This window comes from Gammaproteobacteria bacterium (genome assembly GCA_032250735.1).
Classification (GTDB): Bacteria; Pseudomonadota; Gammaproteobacteria; order SZUA-152; family SZUA-152; genus SZUA-152.
The window spans coordinates 234330-253292 of the sequence record JAVVEP010000002.1; the positions used below are offsets into that span (position 1 = coordinate 234330).

The window sequence follows — 18963 nt, forward strand, 5'->3', positions numbered from 1 at the left end:
CCTACCGGCGACTACCACTGAAATCGTCAAAGTATGAAGGAGACGCCAGTGGCAAAACCGCGCAAGACAAAACCCAACGCCGAACGAAGCCGCCAGGACGAACAATACGCCGGCAAGCAGCCGTGGCAATTGTGGGGGCCGTATCTCAGCGAGCGGCAATGGGGCACGGTGCGCGAGGATTACAGCGCCCACGGCACCGCCTGGGATTATTTTCCCCACGACCACGCCCGCTCGCGCGCCTATCGTTGGGGTGAGGACGGGCTGGCCGGGCTCAGCGACCACCAGCAGCGCCTGTGCCTGTCGCTGGCGTTGTGGAACGGCAAGGATTCGATTCTGAAAGAACGCCTGTTCGGCCTGACCAACGGCGAGGGTAATCACGGCGAAGATGTGAAGGAGCTTTATTATTATCTCGACGCCACGCCCACCCACTCCTATCTGAAGTACCTCTATAAATATCCACAGGCCGAGTTTCCCTATTCGCAGTTAGTGGAGGAAAACTGCGCACGCGGTATGGACGCGCCGGAGTTCGAGTTGCTCGACAGCGGCGTGTTCGACGAGGACCGCTACTTCGATGTCCAGGTCGAATACGCCAAGGCCGGTGTACGCGACATTCTCATGTGCATCACGGTGCACAATCGCGGCCCGCAGGCGGCCACGCTGCACGTGCTGCCGCAACTGTGGTTCCGCAACACCTGGAGCTGGGAGGGCGGCGCCAAACGGCCGCGCATCGAGTCCATCGGCGCAGGTGTCGCACGCGCCCGCCACGCACAACTGAAGGACTATCACTGGTACGCCGAGGGCGCGCCGCCGCTGCTGTTTTGCAACAACGAGACCAATGCACGCACACACTACGACGGGGAGGCCGAGGGCCATTACAAGGACGCCTTTCATGACTTCGTGATCCACGGCAACGAGCAGGCCGTGTCTCCCGCGGGCAAGGGCACCAAGGCGGCCGCCCATTACGTGTTAGACATCGAGGCCGGCGGATCGGCCGTACTGCGCCTGCGCCTGGCACAAAAGGCCACGGATGCCCCCTTCACCGATTTCGACGCGCTGGTCACCCAGCGCCGCGAAGAGGCCGACGTATTTTATGCCGATCTGCAAACCGGCATCCCCGACGCCGACACCGCGCGCATCCAGCGCCAGGCCCTGGCGGGCATGATCTGGAGCAAGCAGTTCTTCCACATCGACATGCCGCGCTGGCTCAAGGGCGACCCGGCCATGCCGGCGCCGCCCGCCGAGCGCCTGCGCGGCCGCAACCGCGACTGGACCCACATCAACCACGCCGACATCCTCTCCATGCCGGACAAATGGGAGTACCCCTGGTACGCCGCCTGGGACCTGGCCTTCCAGTGCCTGCCGCTGGCGCTGGTCGATCCCGAGTTCGCCAAGAACCAGCTCGTGCTGCTCACCCGCGAGTGGTACATGCACCCCAACGGCCAGTTGCCTGCCTACGAGTGGGCCTTCGGCGACGTCAATCCGCCGGTGCACGCCTGGGCAACCTGGGAGGTCTACTGCCTCGACCGCGAGCGGCGCGGCGGCACGGGCGACCTGGCCTTTCTGGAACGGGTGTTCCACAAGCTGATGCTCAACTTCACCTGGTGGGTGAACCGCAAGGACGCCGAGGGGCGCAACGTGTTCCAGGGCGGCTTTCTCGGGCTGGACAACATCGGCGTGTTCGACCGCAGCGCGCCGCTGCCCACCGGCGGCCACATCGACCAGGCCGACGGCACCAGCTGGATGGCCATGTACTCGCTCAATCTCATGCGCATCGCCCTGGAGCTGGCGCAGCACAACCCGGTCTACGAGGATATCGCCACCAAATTCTTCGAGCACTTCCTCTACATCGCCGCCGCCATGAACAACATCGGCGGCGAGGGCATCGGCCTGTGGGACGACGAGGACAAGTTCTTCTACGACGTGCTCAGCCTGCCCCACGGCCGCAAGCAGTCCATCAAGATCCGCTCCATCGTCGGCCTGATCCCGCTGTTCGCGGTGGAGGTGCTGGAGCCGGAGCTGCTGGAGCGCCTGCCCGGCTTCAAGCGCCGCCTGGAATGGTTCCTGAAATACGACCCGGAGGTGGCCGCGCTGGTGTCGCACTGGGAGGTGCCGGGGCTGGGCGCCACCCGGCTGCTGTCGCTGTTGCGCGGCTACCGCATGAAACGCCTGCTCACGCGCATGCTGGACGAGACGGAGTTTCTGTCCGATTACGGCGTCCGCGCCCTGTCCCGCGCCCACGCCGAACGGCCCTACGAGTTCCAGTGCAACGGCGACACCATCCGCGTGGGCTACTGGCCGGGCGAATCGCAATCCGGCCTGTTCGGCGGCAACTCCAACTGGCGCGGCCCCATCTGGTTCCCCATCAACTACCTGCTGGTCGGCTCGCTGCGCCGCTTCCACGATTATTACGGCGACGAGTTCCGCATCGAATACCCCACCGGCTCGGGGCAATCGCTGTCACTGAACGATATCGCCGACGAGCTGTCGCGCCGGCTGGTGCGTATTTTTCAGCAGGACGGCGACGGCCGCCGCGCGGTGTTCGGCAATGACGAAAAATTGCAGAACGACCCCCACTTTCGCGACCACCTCCTGTTCCACGAATATTTCCACGGCGACAGCGGCCGCGGCGTCGGCGCCTCCCACCAGACCGGCTGGACCGGGCTGGTGGCCAACCTCATCGATCAACTCCATGCAGCGAAGGACAAGCCATGAGCGAACCAGATCAGCCACTACCCCCCGTCGAAATGCCCCACCCGCCGCACCGCAACCTGCTGCGCGGCCAGAAGGCGCTGGTGACCGGTGCCAGTTCCGGCATCGGCAAGAGCGTGGCCATCTATCTGGCGCAGGAGGGCGCGGACGTGGTGGTCAATTATTCCGGTAACGACAGCGCTGCGGCCGCGGTGGTGGACGAGATCAAGGCCAAGGGCGGCCACGCCATCGCCATCAAGGCCGATGTCTCGAAAGAGGACCAGGTGCAGGCCATGTTCCGACAGATGTTCGACGCCTTCGGCACCATCGACGTGCTGGTCAACAACGCCGGCCTGCAACAGGACGCCCCCTTCGACGAAATGACCCTGGCCCAGTGGCAGCGGGTCATCGACGTCAACCTCACCGGCCAGTTCCTCTGCGCCCGCGAGGCCATCCGCGAATTCAAACGCCGCGGCGTGGTGGCGGAGATCTCCTGCGCCGCCGGCAAGATCATTTCCATGAGTTCGGTGCACGAGGTCATTCCGTGGGCCGGGCACGTCAACTACGCCGCGTCCAAGGGCGGCGTGATGCTCATGACCAAGAGCATCGCCCAGGAGGTCGCACCCTGGCGCATCCGCGTCAACAGCGTCTGCCCCGGCGCCATCCGCACGCCCATCAACCGAGCGGCGTGGGAGACCCAGGAGGCCCACGACGACCTGATGCGCCTGATTCCCTACAAGCGCATCGGCGAGCCGGAAGAGATCGGCCGCGCCGTGGTGTGGCTGGCCTCCGATGACGCCGACTACATCAACGGCATCAGCCTGTTCATCGACGGGGGGATGACGCTGTATCCGGGATTCGCCACGGGTGGCTAACAGGGAGTTGCGCGCCCACTGGCCCGAATACCTGATGGAGGCCTGGGGACTGGGCACCTTCATGCTGATGGCCGGAGTCTGCGTGACCCTGCTGGAGGCGGCCGGCTCGCCGCTGCGCGAGTGGCTGCCGAACGCCGATGCCCGCCGCGCCCTCGTCGGCCTGGCCATGGGACTGACCGCCGTGGGCATCATCTACTCGCCCTGGGGCCGGCGCTCCGGCGCCCACATCAACCCGGCGGTGACCCTTAGCTTTTTGCGCCTGGGCAAGATCGCCCGCACCGACGCGCTGTTCTACATCCTCGCCCAGTTCGCGGGCGGCACGGCGGGGGTGCTCGCCGCCTGGGCGCTGCTCGGCCAGCGCTTCGCCGCGTCGCCGGTCAGTTATGTCACCACCGTGCCCGGACCGGCCGGCGCAGGCATCGCCTTCGCCGCCGAATTCGCCATTTCGGCGGGCCTGATGCTGGCGGTGTTGTGGTTCCTGAACCACGCCCGCCTCGCCCGCTTCACCGGCCTGGCGGCGGGCATTCTCGTCGCCACCTACATCACGGTCGAAGCCCCGCTGTCGGGCATGAGCATGAACCCTGCGCGCAGCTTCGCCTCCGCCCTTCCCGGCGCGCACTGGACCGCGCTGTGGCTGTATTTCACCGCACCGGTGCTGGGCATGCTCGCCGCCGTCGAGGTCTACCGGCGCTGTAGCTCCACGCGCCCCATGTGCGCCAAGCTCGACCACCCGGACAATAAACCGTGCATCCATTGCGGCCAGAAAGGCCGGTCATGAACCACGACTTCGACGCCATCGTCATCGGCTCCGGTGCGGGGGGCAGCGCCACGGCCTATCAACTGGCACGCCACGGCAAGCGCGTGCTGGTGCTGGAAAAGGGCGGGCGGCTACCACGCGACGGCAGCACCCTCGACGTCCGCCAGGTGTTCGGCGAGGGCCGCTTCGGCAACAAACAGATCTGGCGCGACGGCCGGGGCGAAGTCTTCACCCCCGGCGAGTTCTACAACCTGGGCGGCAAGACCAAGTGGTACGGCGCAGCCCTGTTGCGCTTCATGCCCCACGAGTTCAAGGCCGACGCGGCACACCAATGCCTGCCCTGGCCCATCGGCTACGACGTTCTCGCGCCCTGGTACGACGAGGCCGAGCGCCTGCTCGGCGTACGCCACTTCGAACACGAGGCCGATTTGCGGCGCCTGATCGCGGGCATCACGGCACAGGGCGATTGGCGGGCCGAATCGCTGCCCCTCGGGCTTCGCCCCGCCATAATTTCCGACCTGCGTGAAGCCAAACATTTTGACGGCTTCGCCTCCGTGGCCGGCCACAAGGCCGACGCCGAGCGCAGCCTGTTGGAAAGCGTAACGACGACACCCGGCTGCGCGGTGAAACTCAACTATAAGGCCATTGGCTTCAGCCACGCCGACGGCGACCCCGCCACCCTCACCGGCGTGAACTGCCTGGGAGGCGCCCATTTCACCGCCCCGACCATCATCCTCGCCGCCGGAGCCATGAGTTCGCCACGGCTGCTGCAGGCCTATTTCAGTCACACTGGTCTGGAGGCCACCCTGCCCTCCGCGCGGCAGGCCGGCGCCCATTTCAAGATGCACGTCAACAGCGCCCTGCTGGCCTTCGCGCCGCGCAAGTTTCGCGACGCGCTGCGCAAGACGGCTATCTTCTTCAACGACGCCTTTCCGCACAGCTCGGTGCAACCGCTGGGCTGGCTGGACGGCGAGATCCTCGCCACCCAACTGCCCGGCTTCGTGCCGGGTTTCGTCACGAAAGCGCTGGGCGCGCGGGCCTACGGCTTTTTCGTCACCACCGAAGACGGCTCCACCCCCGACAACCGCATCACCGAGGGCACCGACGGCCCGGTGATGGACTACGACCTGGCCCGCCTCGGCCCGGCACGGACCGAACACCGCGCCGTGCTGCGCGCCTTCAAACGGGCGCTGCTGCGCCGCGGCCTGCTGAGCGCGGCGCGCCACATGGGTCCCGCCGGCACCGCCCACGCCCTGGGCAGCCTGGTGATGGGCGACGATCCCGCACATTCCGTCGTCGATGCCCACGGCCGCGTCCACGGTCTGCGCAATCTATACGTCGCCGACGGCAGCGTCCTGCCGCGCTCCAGCCGGGTCAATCCGGCGCTGACCATCTACGCCTGGGGCCTGCGCCTGGGCGAGCATCTCGCCCCGGAGAACTCCGCATGAGAAAAAATGTTTCCCGCGCCGCAGGGCTGTTATTCCTGCTGTTGTTCCTTGCGCCTCTACACGCTGCGCCCCTGCATGCCGCGCCGGTCGTGCGCGCGGTGGATGCCGTGGGCATCACCGTCAGCGACCTGGAGCGCTCTCTGGCCTTTTACACCGGCGTGTTGTCCTTCGAGAAAGTGGGCGAGGTCGAGGCGGCCGGCACCGGCATCGAACGCCTCACCGGCGTGTTCGGCGCGCGGATAAAAACGGCGCGCCTGCGCCTGGGCGACGAATCCATCGAACTCATCGAATTCCTCGCGCCGCAGGGCCGCCCCATCCCGCCCGACTCGCGCAGCAACGACCGCTGGTTCCAGCACATCGCCATCATCGTCAGCGACATGCCGCGGGCCTACGCCCACTTGCGCAAGCATCGCGTGCGGCACGCCTCGCCCGGCCCCCAGCGCCTGCCGGACTGGAACCCCGATGCCGGCGGCATCGAGGCCTTTTATTTCCGCGACCCCGACGGCAACCACCTGGAGATCCTGCATTTCCCGCCGGACAAGGGCGACCCCAAATGGCGCCGCGACGACGGCCGTCTGTTCCTCGGCATCGACCACACCGCCATCGTGGTGGCCGACACCGACGCCAGCCTGCGCCTCTACCGCGACGCACTCGGCCTACGCGTCGCCGGCACGGCCGAGAATCACGGCATCGAGCAGGAGCGCCTCAACAACGTTTTCGGCGCGCGGCTGCGCATCACGGCGCTGAAGGCGGCGGTCGGGCCGGGCATCGAACTGCTGGAATACCTGGCGCCGCAAACCGGCCGACCCATGCCCGCCGATACCCGGGCCAACGATTTATGGCACTGGCAGACCCATCTCACGGTGGACAAGCCCGGCGACGCCGGCGCGGACTTGCGGCACAGCGGTGGGCACTGGGTCTCGCCGGGGGCGGTGGACACGGGCGGCGCCGGACTGGGATTTGACCACGGGCTGCTGGCGCACGACGCCGATGGCCACGGCCTGTTACTGATCGCCAAATAAATAAACCTAAAAAAGAGGAGCCGACCCATGGCCGTGCGCAAAGCCACTCCCAAAAAACAAACCCCTCCGCCCGACCGCGGGGCCCCGCCTCTCATCCGCTTCGGCCGCGAGACCTGCGGCGACCTGGCCCAGGCCGAGCGCCGCGAGTGGTGGCTGAGCAACGGCCGCGGCGGCTACGCGGCGGGCACCCTCGCGCACACGCTGACGCGCCGCTATCACGGCCTGCTCATCGCGCCCGTCGAGCCGCCGCTGGGCCGCCACCTGGTGCTGGCCAAGGCCGACGCCACCCTCATCGACGGCGAACGCGAATGGCCCCTGTTCAGCAACCGCTGGACCGGCGGTGCGGTCGCGCCCGCGGGCCACGTGCATATCGAATCCTTTCATCTCGACGGCCGCCTGCCGGTATGGCGCTACGCCCTCGGCGACGTGGTTATCGAACAGCGCATCTGGATGGAGCACGGCCGCGACGCCACCTGTGTCGCCTGGCGGCTACTGGGTAAACCGGGCCGCCCGCTGGCGCTGCGCGTGAGCCTGCTGGCCAATGCGCGCGACCATCACCATGTCATGGCGGCGGGCGGATTCGCGCCGAATATCCGGGTGGAGGGTACGGGCCTGCGGGTCACGCACCACGATCACTTCACCCTGAATCTGCTCCCCGAGGGTGGTACGCTGGAGGCGGACGCCACCTGGATCGAAGGCGTCGATCTGCCCGCCGAGCACGAGCGGGGCCTGGAGGACCGCGACAATCATCTGCGCGTGGGCACTCTGCATATCGAATTGAAACCCGGCCACTGGACCGGGCTGACCGCCGTCCTCGACGGCGAACCCGCCATCGCCCTCGCCGAGTCCCTCGCCCAGGCGCGGGCGCGCGACGCCGCGCTGTTGCAACAGGCGCGGCCGGCGTTGCCGGACGCGCCGGCGTGGATCGACCAGCTCGTGCTCGCCGCCGACAACTTTGTATTTGCCCGTCCCGCAAAAGAAGCGGCCGCCGACCGCAGCCTTTTCCCTTCTCCCCCCGGGAGAAGGTGGCCCGCAGGGCCGGATGAGGGCGATCCCAACGGAGAATCCATCATCGCCGGCTACCCCTGGTTCGGCGACTGGGGCCGCGACACCATGATCGCACTGCCCGGCCTGGCGCTGGCCACCGGCCGCTTCGACACGGCCAAACGCATCCTCGCCACCTTCGCCCGCTTCGTGGACGGCGGCATGCTGCCCAACGTCTTCCCCGGCGCGGGCGGAACGGCGGAATACAACACGGTGGACGCGGCGCTATGGTACGTCGAGGCGTGGCGCGCCTATGTCGAGGCCAGCGGCGACGATGCCACCCTGGCGGAGGTGTTTCCCGTCCTGGCGGAGATCATCGATGCCCACGTCCACGGCACCCGCTACGGCATCGGCGTCGACCCCGCAGACGGCCTGCTGCGCGCCGGCGAGCCCGGCGTGCAACTGACCTGGATGGACGCCAAGGTCGGCGACTGGGTGGTGACGCCGCGCATGGGCAAGCCGGTGGAGATCAACGCGCTCTGGTACAACGCGCTGTGCTGCATGGCCGATTTTGCGAAGCAACTGGGCCAGAACGTTAAGCCCTATACCGCGCTGGTGAAACGCACCAAGGCCGGGTTCCGGCGTTTCGTCAGTGCCGATGGCGGCGGCCTGCTGGACGTGCTCGACGGCCCGCACGGCGACGACGCCAGCATTCGTCCGAACCAGATCCTCGCCGTCAGCCTGCCCCACTCGCCGCTGACCAAAAAACAGCAACAGGCCGTGGTCGCCGTCTGCGCCCGGGTGCTGCTGACCTCGTATGGACTGCGCTCGCTGTCGCCCGGCCATCCCGATTATCGGCCATATTATTCAGGCGGCGTCTGGGAACGCGACGGCGCCTATCACCAGGGCACGGTCTGGGCCTGGCTGCTGGGCCATTACGCCCTCGCCGAACACCGCGTCACCGGCGACGCCGCCCTGGCGCTGTCGCGCCTCGAACCGCTGGCCGATCACCTGCGCGACGCCGGGCTCGGCACTGTCAGCGAAATCTTCGACGCCGACCCGCCCCACCACCCGCGCGGCGCGCCGGCCCAGGCCTGGTCGGTGGCTTGCGCGCTGGAGGCGTGGTGGCGGATTTCGGCGTTGAACGGCCGGAAGTGAGGAGGCGATAAGCGATGGAACACCGACTGCACCAACGGATTCAGACCCATCTCGCGGCAGTGATTCACAACCACGTACCGTTGAAAAAAATCGTGGTGGTGCGCAATCTATCGCCGGACGGCGCCTTTCTGGAATTCGAGGACGGAGAGGGCCTGCCAACCAGCACAGGCCTCACCATTGAGTTCACCGATGCCGCGCTGGACGGCCTGCGCCTGGGCGCGCTGGTCGTACACGCCACGGGCCGCGGCATCGGCGTCATCTTCCACCACCGCAGCCCGCGCCTGGCCGAGTATTACGGCGCGTAATCTGTGACCCGTCAGCTCGTCGCCAACACCGGATAGTCCGTGTAGCCGTGCGCATCGCCGCCGTAAAACGTGGCGGGGTCCGGCGTGTTCAGGGGCGCGCCGGTTCGGAGACGTTGGGGCAGGTCCGGATTGGCCAGGCACAACTGGCCGAAGGCCACGGCATCGGCCGCTCCCTCGGCGATGGCGTCGTCAGCCCGGGCGCGATCATAACCGCCGTTGGTGATCAGCACGCCCGGCCAGGCTTCGCGCAGCACGTTCGGCTCGAAGTCCGGCCCCGCCGCACCGGGTGCGTCCCGGCCCATTTCGGTGAGGTGCAGGTAGGCCAGCTTGTAACCGGCCAGCGCCTGGACGGCATAACTGAAAGTGGCCTGCGGATCGGAGTCGGCCATGTCGTTGAACGGCTGCCAGGGCGACAGGCGCACGCCGACGCAGCCGTCGATCCATTCGCCCGCCACCGCCTCGGTCACTTCCAGCAACAAACGCGCGCGGTTTTCGATGCTGCCGCCATACTCATCGCTGCGCCGGTTGCTGCCATCGCGCAGGAACTGGTCGATGAGGTAGCCGTTGGCCCCGTGTATCTCCACGCCGTCGAAGCCGGCGGCGCGGGCGTTGGCGGCGGCGCGGCGGAAGTCCTCGACGATGCCGGGAATCTCTTCAATCTCCAGCGCGCGCGGCTTCACGAAGGGCTGCATGCCCTGGTAGGTCACCGCCTCGCCTTTCGGCGCGATGGCGGAAGGCGCGACCGTCAATATGCCATCGTGATAGCTGGGGTGCGAAATCCGCCCCACGTGCCACAGTTGCAGGAAGATGCGCCCGCCTGCTTCATGCACGGCGCCGGTGACGGCCTTCCAGGCCTCCGTCTGCTCGGGCGAATGGATGCCCGGCGTCGCCGGATAACCCACGCCCTGCGGCGATACCTGGCTGGCCTCGGTGACGATCAGGCCCACGGAGGCACGCTGCCGGTAGTACTCGGCCATCAGCGAGTTGGGCACGCAGCCCGGCGCGCGGTTGCGGGTTAGGGGCGCCATGACGATGCGGTTGGGAAGCTCAAGGGGCCCCATTTTCAACGGGGTAAACAGGCCGGTGCTCATGATTCCTCCTCAGACGTTCCAGGTGCGGTGTTCGAACATGCCGTCCACCGGCGTGTGGAACAGGTGATTGGAATAGTTACTGATGGTCTTCACCGCGATGGCAAGCACGATGTCCAGGATGTGGTTTTCAGTGTAACCGGCGGCGAGAAAGGCATCGACGTCCGCGCGCGACGGCAGGCCGCGCTTGTCGACCATGATGCGGGTGAACGCGTGCAATGCAGCCAGTTTCGGATCACCCACCGGCTTCCCGTCGCGGATGGCGTCGGTCACCGCCGGCGGCACCTTGGACATGGCGTCCGCCAGGAAGCTGTGCGCTGCGACGCAGTAGCGGCAGCCGTTCTCGCGGCTGACGGTGAGCAGTACTACCTCCTGCTCCGCCGGCGAGAACCCGGAATCCTCGCGGAACAGGGTGTAGCCGTGGGCGTAGGTATCCAGCAGGCCGGGGCAGTTGGCCATGCCGCCGTACATGTTGGGCACGAAACCCAGTTTGGCGTGCGTGGCCTCCATCACCGCTTTGGCGCGCGGCGCGGCGGTTTCGAGGGTCTTTGGTGTCAACGGGATTTTGTATTCGGTGCTCATGGCAGTGCTCCTAGGGTTGTGGTGATTAATACTGGACCATGCGGTCCATAATTGGCGAAAAAAAATCAGCGCAGGGCTTTCATGGTGACATCAATGACGCCTTCCACGGTGGCGGCGCTCGCCCCCGCCTTGACCATGGTGCGCAGACCGCTGATGGAAGTGACCAAATAATCGGCCAGCACCTGGGGATCTTGCTTGTCATCGATTTCACCGGCCTGTTGCGCCTGTTGTACGGCTTTCAGAAAAACCTTCCTGAAGCTCGTCAGTCCCGACGTGACCCGCCGGGCCACTTTGGGATCGCTCTGGGAAAATTCGTTGGCGGTGTTCATGATCAGGCAGCCGCGTGTCTTTTTCTTGTTATGCGCCTCGGCAACGATTGAGCGCAGTACGCCCTCGATGAACGCGAGCCCCGACCCGGCCCCGCGCAGACCTTCGGTCAACTGCCCCGTAACCTGGTCGCGGTAGCGCTCCAGGCAACGTTCGAACAACGCATGCTTGCTCTGAAAGGCCTGATAGAAGCTGCTCTTCGACAGCCCCATGGACTGGAGCAGATCTTGCAACGACGCGGCCTCATAGCCCTGGGACCAGAATACCGCCAGGGCGGAGTCCAGGGCTTGTTCGGGATCGAATTCCAGTGGGCGGCCTATACTCATAACGCTTGACATTAGGACCGTTTGGTACAAAAGTCAACGCTTAGCAACGGCGGGTGTAACAAAACCGGCGGCAATGGGATCTTTGAATAGAACAACTACAAACTGACAACCAGATTGGAGCCAAAATATGACGGATACAAGACAGGTACTGCTCGCTCGCCCACATCCCTTCATTGTCGCCGAGATGCTGCCCTTGCTGACGCAAGGTGGCTATTCCGCCGTAAAACTGGAACGCCTCGCCGACCTGCCGCAGCAGGCCAAGGGCGCAAAAGGCGCGGTGATTTCCCTCGCCCTCGCCTCGTCCATTGCCGAATCGCCTGAACAGGTGTTCGCCAAACTGCGCCGCAGCGCACCGTCCGTGCCAGTGCTGTTCGCCGCCATGCTGGATTACTCCATGGTGTCGCGCAAACTGGAGGATATCGCCCAACATGCGGGGGTACGCGCCACCATCATTGATATCGAAGGGGCCGGCAAAAACCCCGCCGCACTGGGGAAACCGCAGACCTTTCTTTATGTAAGCAAGGACGATCTCGCCTTACCGCAACGCAAGGCGCTGACGGCACGCATGATTCTACAGCATTTCGAATAACCCCGGCGGGACAACAGGGAGAACATCATGCCTGAATCAAACATCAATATTACCGATGATCGCCCCGGCGGCGACGCTTTCGACAGCCTGCTGGCGAGCCTGCTCACCATGGCCTGGTTCGTGGAGGCGCGCGACCCGTACACCGGCGGCCATTTGTGGCGGGTGTCGCGTTATGCCCGACTGCTGGCCGAGGCCGCCGGCGTCCCGGAAGCGGAGGCGGCGCGCATCGGCCTGGGCGGTTTCCTGCACGACCTGGGCAAGGTGGGCGTGCCCGACGCTATCCTGCGCAAGCCGGGCGCGCTGAGCGGCGAGGAATACGCGATCATCCAGACCCACCCCGCCGTGGGCATGCGCATGCTGGCGGCGCACCCACTGGCGAAGCTGGTGGGCGATGCCGTGCTGTTGCACCACGAACGCCCCGACGGCACGGGCTATCCCCATGGATTGCCCGGCGAGGACGTGCCCGCCATCGCGCGCATGGTCGGCATCTGTGACGCCTTCGACGCCATGACCAGCCACCGCCCCTACCGTGCCGGGATGCCGCGCGATAAGGCGCTCGCCATCATCGCGAAACTGCGCGGCGTGCAATTCGACGCGCAATACGCCGATGCCTTCCTCGCCCTCGGCGAAGCAGGCGAGCTCGACCAATTCATCCGCCACAGCGACGATGGCATCCCCCTCCAAACCTGTCCCATGTGCGGCCCCACCCTGGTGGTGCAGCGCGACCAGCAGGTGGGCGATCATCTCTACTGCCGCAATTGCGGCGGTGAATTCGTGTTGGAGCCGGAAAACGCCCACCTCACCGCCCGCCCCACCGGCGGTAAGGGGAACCCGCAGGCGCTCGCGCCTCAAGTGGATACGGCGCTGATCGCGGAGACTGTGCACAGCGCCGCCGCGGCCTTGTCGGCGAACGGATTGGGCGCGGAATTCACCGGGCAACAGCATAAGGAGAATAGGTAATCAACCCATGAAGTCATTGTTCAACGTCGCGTGCTCCGGCCGCATCGCCCGCAGCGCGCTTATGGTTTCCGCCGTGGTCGGCACTATCCTGAATCTCATCAACCAGGGCGAGGCGCTGCTCGCCGGCACCGCCATTTCCTGGTTCCACTTATCCCTGAACTACGCCGTGCCCTATTGTGTGGCCAGCTACAGTGCGGCAAAAAATGAACTGTCAAAAAGGGGGGACGAATAATGGAAGCCGCACTCACGGCGAAGCGTCCACCGACAGACGAAACCCACGCGCTCACGGACCCGGCCTTCCTGGAAGACGTGCGCCGCCAGATGCTCAAATTCGCCACCTTGCAATTGGGTGATGGCCAACTGGCGGAGGACGCCGTGCAGGAGGCGCTGCTGGGGGCGCTAAAGAATGCCCGCTCCTTCGGCGGCAATGCGGCGCTCAAGACCTGGGTGTTCGCCATCCTCAAGCACAAGATCACCGATGTCCTGCGCCAGAAACAGCGCCGGGAGGATACCGGCCACCTGCCGCGCGAGGACGACAACATCGAAGACCGGCTCTTCGACCAGCGGGGTTCCTGGCGCCCGGAGGCGCGGCCGCAGGACTGGGGCGACCCGGAGGCCTCCTTCCAGCAGGCCCAGTTCTGGCGCGTGTTCGAGGCCTGCCTCGACGGCCTGCCGCCCCAACAAGCCAGGGTGTTTATGATGCGCGAATTCATCGGCCTGGAAACCGGAGAGATCTGCGCGGCGACGGAGCTGTCCGCCAGCAACCTGTTCGTGCTGTTGCACCGCGCCCGCCTGCGACTGGGCAAGTGCCTGGAGCACAACTGGTTTGAGGGCATGTCATGCTGACCTGCCGCGAGGCCACCCGGCTGTTTTCCGAATCCCAGGAACGCCCGCTCACCCTGCGCGAGAAAACCGCGCTACGCCTGCACACCGCAATGTGCGCCGGCTGCCGCCATTGCCAGCGACATATGGACACCTTGCGTCAGGCGGCACGGGGATTTGCCGAAGGTGCGGGGGAGAACGAAAATAAAGAAAACGAGAATGAAAAATAAGGGCGGCGAGGCGCTGGCCGCGCGGAGCGGCATCAGGCCCTGATCACCAACAACTTGTCCTGCATCATGTCTTCCACGGTATAGGCAATGCCGCCGACCCCTAATCCCGACGTACGGCGGCCGGCGAAGGGCATCCAGTCGACACGGAACGCGGTGTGGTCGTTGACCATGACGGCTGAGGCGTCGAGCGCTTGCGCGGTGTGGACGGCGAAATCAATGTTCGTGGTAAAGACCGCTGCCTGGAAGGCGACGGGCAAGGCATTGGCCTGCCGGATGGCGTCTTGCACATCGTCGTATCCGTAGACGCAGACGACCGGGCCAAAGATTTCCCGGCTGGAAACCCTGGCGTCAACAGGCGGATCCACCAGCACGGTGGGGGTGAAAAAATACCGATCCAGGCGCTTGCCGCCGAGCACGCAGACCGCGCCCTGCTCCACCGCTTCATTGACCCACGCTTCCACGCGGTCCACCTCGGACGGTCGAATGAGCGGCCCCACCTCCATCGCCGCATCCGTTGGATCACCCACGTGAAGGCTGGCCACCTGTTCAACCAAGCTGTCAACGAAAGCTGACTTGATGCTGTTATCCACAAACACCCGCTGCACCGACACGCACACCTGACCGGCGTGATAAAACCCGCCCTTGACCAGCAACGGCATGGCCTGTTCCATATCCGCATCGGCCGCAACGATCACCGGCGCCGCGCCGCCGTGTTCCAGGGCGCAACGGGTTCCCGCGGCCAATTGGCTGCGCAACTTCCAACCCACCTCTGCGGAACCGATAAAACTGACAAACGCTATGCGTGAATCCGCCACCAGTTTGCCGATGGTATCCCGGTCGCACACGCAGGCCCGGCACCAGGGCTCGGGCAGGCCCGCCAGACGCACCAGCTCCACGAAGCGCAGACAACTCAACGGGGTATAAGCCGCCGGCTTGACGATCACGGGGCAGCCCGCGGCAATGGCCGGCACCACCTGATGCACGATCAGATTCAAGGGATGGTTGAAAGCGCTGATGGCCAGCACCACGCCGATAGGCTCTTTTTGGGTAAAGGCCAGCCTGCCGGCGCCGGCGGCGGAGAGATCCATGGGGATCTGCTCCCCCTTGAGCTGGCCGATGGCCTCTATCGCCAGTTCCACACCGGAAATGGCGCGCGCCACTTCGACCCGCGCATCCGTTAAGGGCTTGCCGCCCTCGCGGGCGATCAACAGGGCCAGCGCCTCGTCCTCGTTGCGCATCAGTTCGATTAAACGGGTGAGAATTTCCTTGCGCCGGTAGGCCGGCAGCCACTGGCTGCGATCACGGTAAAGACGCTCCGCCTCGGCCAACATCGCGCCGGCGCTCGTCTCATCAACGAGGGGCACCTCGTCCATCACCGCGCCATCATGGGCTTGCACGACCGTTAATGTTGGCTTACTCATAGCTATACCAGGCAAATCTTCTGCGCCAGTTCATCAATGAGAACCCGCTCGTTTTCAGAATAATCCACCGGCACTTCGATCAAGTGAAGGCCGCCCTCGAAATAACAGCGTTCCAGCAACGGCGCAAAATCATCGGCCGATGCCACGCGATGACCACGCGCCCCGTAGCTTTGCGCATAGGCGACAAAATCGGGATTGCCGAATTCCAGTCCCCAGTCGGGGAAACCGCTGCCCGCCTGTTTCCAGCGGATCATGCCGTAACTGTCATCGCGCAGCACCAGGACCACGAGATTCAATTTCAGCCGCACGGCGGTTTCCATCTCCTGGCTGTTCATCATGAAGCCCCCGTCACCGCAGACGGCCATGACCCGGCGCCTGGGGTAAAGCAGCGCGGCCATCATCGCCGAGGGCAGGCCGGCGCCCATGGTGGCCAGGGCATTATCGAGCAACACGGTGTTGGGCTCGGGGGTCGGGTAATTGCGGGCGAACCAGATTTTGTACACGCCGTTATCAAGGGCGATGATCCCGTCTTTGGGCATCACCTGACGCACATCGGCCACCAGCCGCTGGGGAATCATGGGGAATCGCGGGTCACGGCTTCCTTCTTTCGTATGTGCCTGGATATGCTCGCGCACCCGCATGAAGTAACTGAAATCATGGGTAGGCAGCGGTTCCAGTTGTTCGGTGAGCCGTGTGAACGAGGTGGCGATATCGCCCACCAGCTCCAGTTGCGGGAAATAGACCTGGTCCACGATGGCGGAATTGAAATTGACATGAATCACCTGCTTGCCGCCGTGTTCCATAAAGAAGGGCGGCTTCTCCACCACATCATGGCCGGCGTTGATCACCAGGTCGGCCCGGTCGATGGCGCAGTGCAGATAATCGCCCGACGACAGGGCCGCTGTCCCCAGATACAAAGGATGGTAGCCGCCGATCACGCCCTTGCCCATTTGCGTATTGAAAAACGGGATGCCGGTTTTCTCGACAAAGTCTTTCAGGGCATCGACCACGCGTCGGCGGTTGGCGCCCGCACCGATGAGCAGCAAGGGGTGCCGGGCCTTGCGGATCATGTCGGCGGCGCGCTTGACCGCGCTGCCGTCGGCATCGGGGCGGCAGTAGTTATTCACGGCAAACAGATGCGCCGACTCGACGGTTTCCGCGGAGATATCTTCCGGCAATTCCAGATGCACGGCGCCGGGGCGTTCTTCTTCCGCGATGCGAAAGGCCTCGCGCACCAAGCCGGGTATGGTGCCGGCGTCAACCACCTGTTTGGCCAGCTTGGTGATGGGGCGCATCATCTGCACCACGTCGACGATTTGAAAATGACCCTGCTTGCCTTTCTTGATGGGCTTCTGCCCGGTAATCATCAACATGGGCATGGCGCCCAATTGCGCATAGGCTGCCGCGGTGACCAGGTTGGTGGCGCCGGGTCCGAGGGTGGCCAGGCACACGCCCGCCTTGCCGGTCAAACGCCCGTAGGTGGCCGCCATGAATCCGGCCCCTTGCTCGTGCCGTGTGAGTATTAATCGAATACTGGAGGTGCGCAGCGATTCCAGCAGATCCAGATTCTCTTCGCCGGGCACGCCGAAGATGTACTCCACGCCCTCGTTCTCCAGCGCCTTTACCAATAAATCGGAAGCCTTCATGTTGTTTGTCATATCCATTATTTAGTTACGCTTCTTCACTCTTTTCGCCTGCATGGCTGTTACCGTTGTTTCCAGCTCGAAATTTTTCCAGCACCTCCGGCACGGGATATAACTCGCTCAGCGGCACTGACTTGCCGTCCGGCTGGACGATCCGGCAATGTATCCGTGTCAACTCGCGGGGGTGCGACACGCCACAGGAATGGGCGATCAGTCCCGAGCCATAATGGATCTTGCCGACAAAGTTTTTCACCCGGACGGCCTTTTCCGCCGGGTTCAGTCCCTGTTGCAAATGTTTGTCGTGCGTGGTGATGCCGGTGGGACAGGTGTTTTTGTTGCACTTGAGGGCCTGGATACAGCCCAGCGCAAACATGAACCCGCGTGCGGAGGCGACAAAGTCCGCGCCGGCGCACAAGGCCCACGCCACACCCGAAGGGGTAATCAGTTTACCGGAGGCGATGACCTTGATGCGCTCCCGCAAACCGTAGCGGGTCAGTATGTCCACCACCATGGGCAATGCCTCCTTGATGGGCAGGCCGACATCGTCCATCAGCGGCATGGGGGCGGCGCCCGTGCCGCCGTCAGCGCTGTCGATGGTGATGAAATCCGGCGCGCACGCAATGCCGCAGCGCTGGATTTCCTCGCACATGTTTTCCAGCCAACCGTAGGCCCCGATCACCGCCTTGAACCCCGTGGGCTTGCCGGTGACGTCGCGCACGTGTTCGATGAAGGCCAGCAACTCGGCGAAACTGCCGATCTCCGGGTGCCGGTTGGGCGAGATGGAATCCTTGCCCGGCTCGATGCCGCGAATCCGCGCGATCTCAGCGGTGACCTTTGCCCCCGGCAGGATACCGCCCTTGCCCGGCTTGGCTCCCTGGCTCATTTTGATCTCGAACATTCGGACTTGCGGGTGGGCGGCGACCTCGCGCAACTTGTTATCGTCCAGCTTGCCGTCGGCGGTGCGCACGCCGTATTTGGCCGTACCGATCTGGAACACGATGTCACAGCCGCCCGTCAAATGCGCCGACGCCAGACCGCCTTCACCGGTGTTCATCCAGCAGCCGGCCAGTTTGGCTCCCATGGACAGGGCGCGAACCGCCGGCTCGGACAGCGCGCCGTAACTCATTGCCGAGATATTGATCAGCGATGTCGCGTCATAGGGCTCCCTGGCATAGGGGCCGATTCGCACCGATGTCAGGGTTGCGGCATCTTCATCCAGGGTGGGAAACGGGCAATTAACGAATAAGGGCGTGCCGGGCGGGCTGATATTTTTGGTGGAGCCAAACGCCACGGTATTGTCCACGCCGGCGGCGGATTTGTAGACCCATCCACGCTCCGCGCGGTTGAACGGCATTTCCTCGCGGTCCATGGCAAAGAAATACTGCCGGAAAAACTCGCCCAGCGTACTGAAGATATAGCGGAAACGCCCGATGACCGGGTAATTGTGCAGGATGGCGTCCCGGGTCTGGAACTTGTCCCTAACGAAAAGTAATAAGATAAGAAGAAAAAACAGGCCAACCGTAAATACAAACAGTGACGAGAGGAAGGTTATCCCTTGCCCGGAGATGTCCGCCAGAAATGCCATGATTGTGACTCTTATAAATTGTGACTCTTATAATTTGACGCCCGGTTTTCAGTCAGTGCCGCTCTTCGGCACGCACTCAACAATCGATGCCCGTTATTTTACTATTAGTTGATTGTTGGTCGTGATACTCGGGAAAATCTTACAAAATTTTTG

Annotated in this window: 18 protein-coding genes; 12 read left to right on the top strand and 6 right to left on the bottom strand. The window is 64.5% G+C overall.

Annotation, left to right across the window (positions count from 1 at the left end; all coding sequences use genetic code 11):
* Window positions 1-48: 48 nt before the first annotated feature.
* Genes RRB22_02415 through RRB22_02445 form a run of 7 tightly spaced genes read left to right on the top strand, consistent with a single transcriptional unit; the run spans window position 49 to window position 9237 of the window.
* The gene (locus RRB22_02415; protein MDT8383244.1) at window positions 49-2712 is read left to right on the top strand and encodes a glucosidase; all 2664 of its coding nucleotides are present in this window, start codon (window positions 49-51) and stop codon (window positions 2710-2712) included.
* A 32-nt stretch (window positions 2713-2744) separates the two neighbouring features.
* Window positions 2745-3563 carry an SDR family oxidoreductase gene (locus tag RRB22_02420; protein MDT8383245.1) on the top strand — a complete coding sequence of 273 codons (819 nt, stop codon included), beginning with the start codon at window positions 2745-2747 and terminating at the stop codon, window positions 3561-3563.
* Window positions 3556-4341, top strand: coding sequence for an aquaporin (locus RRB22_02425; GenBank protein MDT8383246.1), 786 nt, complete (start codon window positions 3556-3558; stop codon window positions 4339-4341). Before RRB22_02420 ends, RRB22_02425 begins: the two co-directional genes overlap by 8 nt.
* Entirely contained in the window at window positions 4338-5768 is a 1431-nt protein-coding gene (locus tag RRB22_02430; GenBank protein MDT8383247.1) for a GMC family oxidoreductase, read from the top strand. Before RRB22_02425 ends, RRB22_02430 begins: the two co-directional genes overlap by 4 nt.
* Window positions 5765-6790, top strand: coding sequence for a VOC family protein (locus RRB22_02435; protein ID MDT8383248.1), 1026 nt, complete (start codon window positions 5765-5767; stop codon window positions 6788-6790). Before RRB22_02430 ends, RRB22_02435 begins: the two co-directional genes overlap by 4 nt.
* Before the next feature lie 27 nt (window positions 6791-6817).
* Window positions 6818-8932, top strand: a complete 2115-nt coding sequence (locus tag RRB22_02440) for an amylo-alpha-1,6-glucosidase (protein ID MDT8383249.1) — start codon at window positions 6818-6820, stop codon at window positions 8930-8932.
* Window positions 8933-8946: 14 nt separating this feature from the next.
* Window positions 8947-9237, top strand: coding sequence for a hypothetical protein (locus RRB22_02445; protein MDT8383250.1), 291 nt, complete (start codon window positions 8947-8949; stop codon window positions 9235-9237).
* Between the two features lie 11 nt (window positions 9238-9248).
* Here the strand turns inward: RRB22_02445 and RRB22_02450 are convergent, their stop codons facing one another.
* From RRB22_02450 to RRB22_02460, 3 genes are all read right to left on the bottom strand, one after another.
* A complete protein-coding gene (locus RRB22_02450; GenBank protein MDT8383251.1) occupies window positions 9249-10328 on the bottom strand; it encodes an alkene reductase in 1080 nt (359 codons plus the stop codon).
* 9 nt (window positions 10329-10337) lie between these two features.
* Window positions 10338-10907 (bottom strand): carboxymuconolactone decarboxylase family protein, encoded by a 570-nt coding sequence (locus tag RRB22_02455; protein ID MDT8383252.1) that lies wholly within the window; start codon window positions 10905-10907, stop codon window positions 10338-10340.
* Between the two features lie 65 nt (window positions 10908-10972).
* Window positions 10973-11560, bottom strand: a complete 588-nt coding sequence (locus tag RRB22_02460; protein MDT8383253.1) for a TetR/AcrR family transcriptional regulator — start codon at window positions 11558-11560, stop codon at window positions 10973-10975.
* A 127-nt stretch (window positions 11561-11687) separates the two neighbouring features.
* On the opposite strand from RRB22_02460, the gene RRB22_02465 reads away from it, so the two are divergent.
* From RRB22_02465 to RRB22_02485, 5 genes are read left to right on the top strand one after another with little or no spacing between them, the layout of a single operon-like run.
* Complete coding sequence (locus RRB22_02465; protein ID MDT8383254.1) at window positions 11688-12149, top strand: hypothetical protein; 462 nt, start codon at window positions 11688-11690, stop codon at window positions 12147-12149.
* A 27-nt stretch (window positions 12150-12176) separates the two neighbouring features.
* On the top strand, window positions 12177-13109 hold the full coding sequence (locus RRB22_02470; protein MDT8383255.1) for an HD-GYP domain-containing protein: 933 nt from the start codon (window positions 12177-12179) through the stop codon (window positions 13107-13109).
* Window positions 13110-13116: 7 nt separating this feature from the next.
* Window positions 13117-13341, top strand: a complete 225-nt coding sequence (nrtS, locus tag RRB22_02475) for a nitrate/nitrite transporter NrtS (GenBank protein MDT8383256.1) — start codon at window positions 13117-13119, stop codon at window positions 13339-13341.
* Window positions 13341-13955, top strand: a complete 615-nt coding sequence (locus RRB22_02480; GenBank protein ID MDT8383257.1) for a sigma-70 family RNA polymerase sigma factor — start codon at window positions 13341-13343, stop codon at window positions 13953-13955. The genes nrtS and RRB22_02480 overlap by 1 nt, the downstream gene beginning before the upstream one ends.
* Window positions 13949-14161 carry a zf-HC2 domain-containing protein gene (locus RRB22_02485; GenBank protein MDT8383258.1) on the top strand — a complete coding sequence of 71 codons (213 nt, stop codon included), beginning with the start codon at window positions 13949-13951 and terminating at the stop codon, window positions 14159-14161. The genes RRB22_02480 and RRB22_02485 overlap by 7 nt, the downstream gene beginning before the upstream one ends.
* Window positions 14162-14193: 32 nt before the next feature.
* Here the strand turns inward: RRB22_02485 and RRB22_02490 are convergent, their stop codons facing one another.
* The 3 genes from RRB22_02490 to RRB22_02500 are packed head-to-tail and all read right to left on the bottom strand — an operon-like array spanning window position 14194 to window position 18810.
* Complete coding sequence (locus RRB22_02490) at window positions 14194-15582, bottom strand: aldehyde dehydrogenase family protein (GenBank protein MDT8383259.1); 1389 nt, start codon at window positions 15580-15582, stop codon at window positions 14194-14196.
* 2 nt (window positions 15583-15584) lie between these two features.
* Window positions 15585-17228: an acetolactate synthase large subunit gene (locus RRB22_02495; GenBank protein MDT8383260.1), complete on the bottom strand. Its 1644-nt coding sequence runs from the start codon at window positions 17226-17228 to the stop codon at window positions 15585-15587.
* Between the two features lie 25 nt (window positions 17229-17253).
* Window positions 17254-18810 (bottom strand): FMN-binding glutamate synthase family protein, encoded by a 1557-nt coding sequence (locus tag RRB22_02500; GenBank protein ID MDT8383261.1) that lies wholly within the window; start codon window positions 18808-18810, stop codon window positions 17254-17256.
* Window positions 18811-18963: the final 153 nt, after the last annotated feature.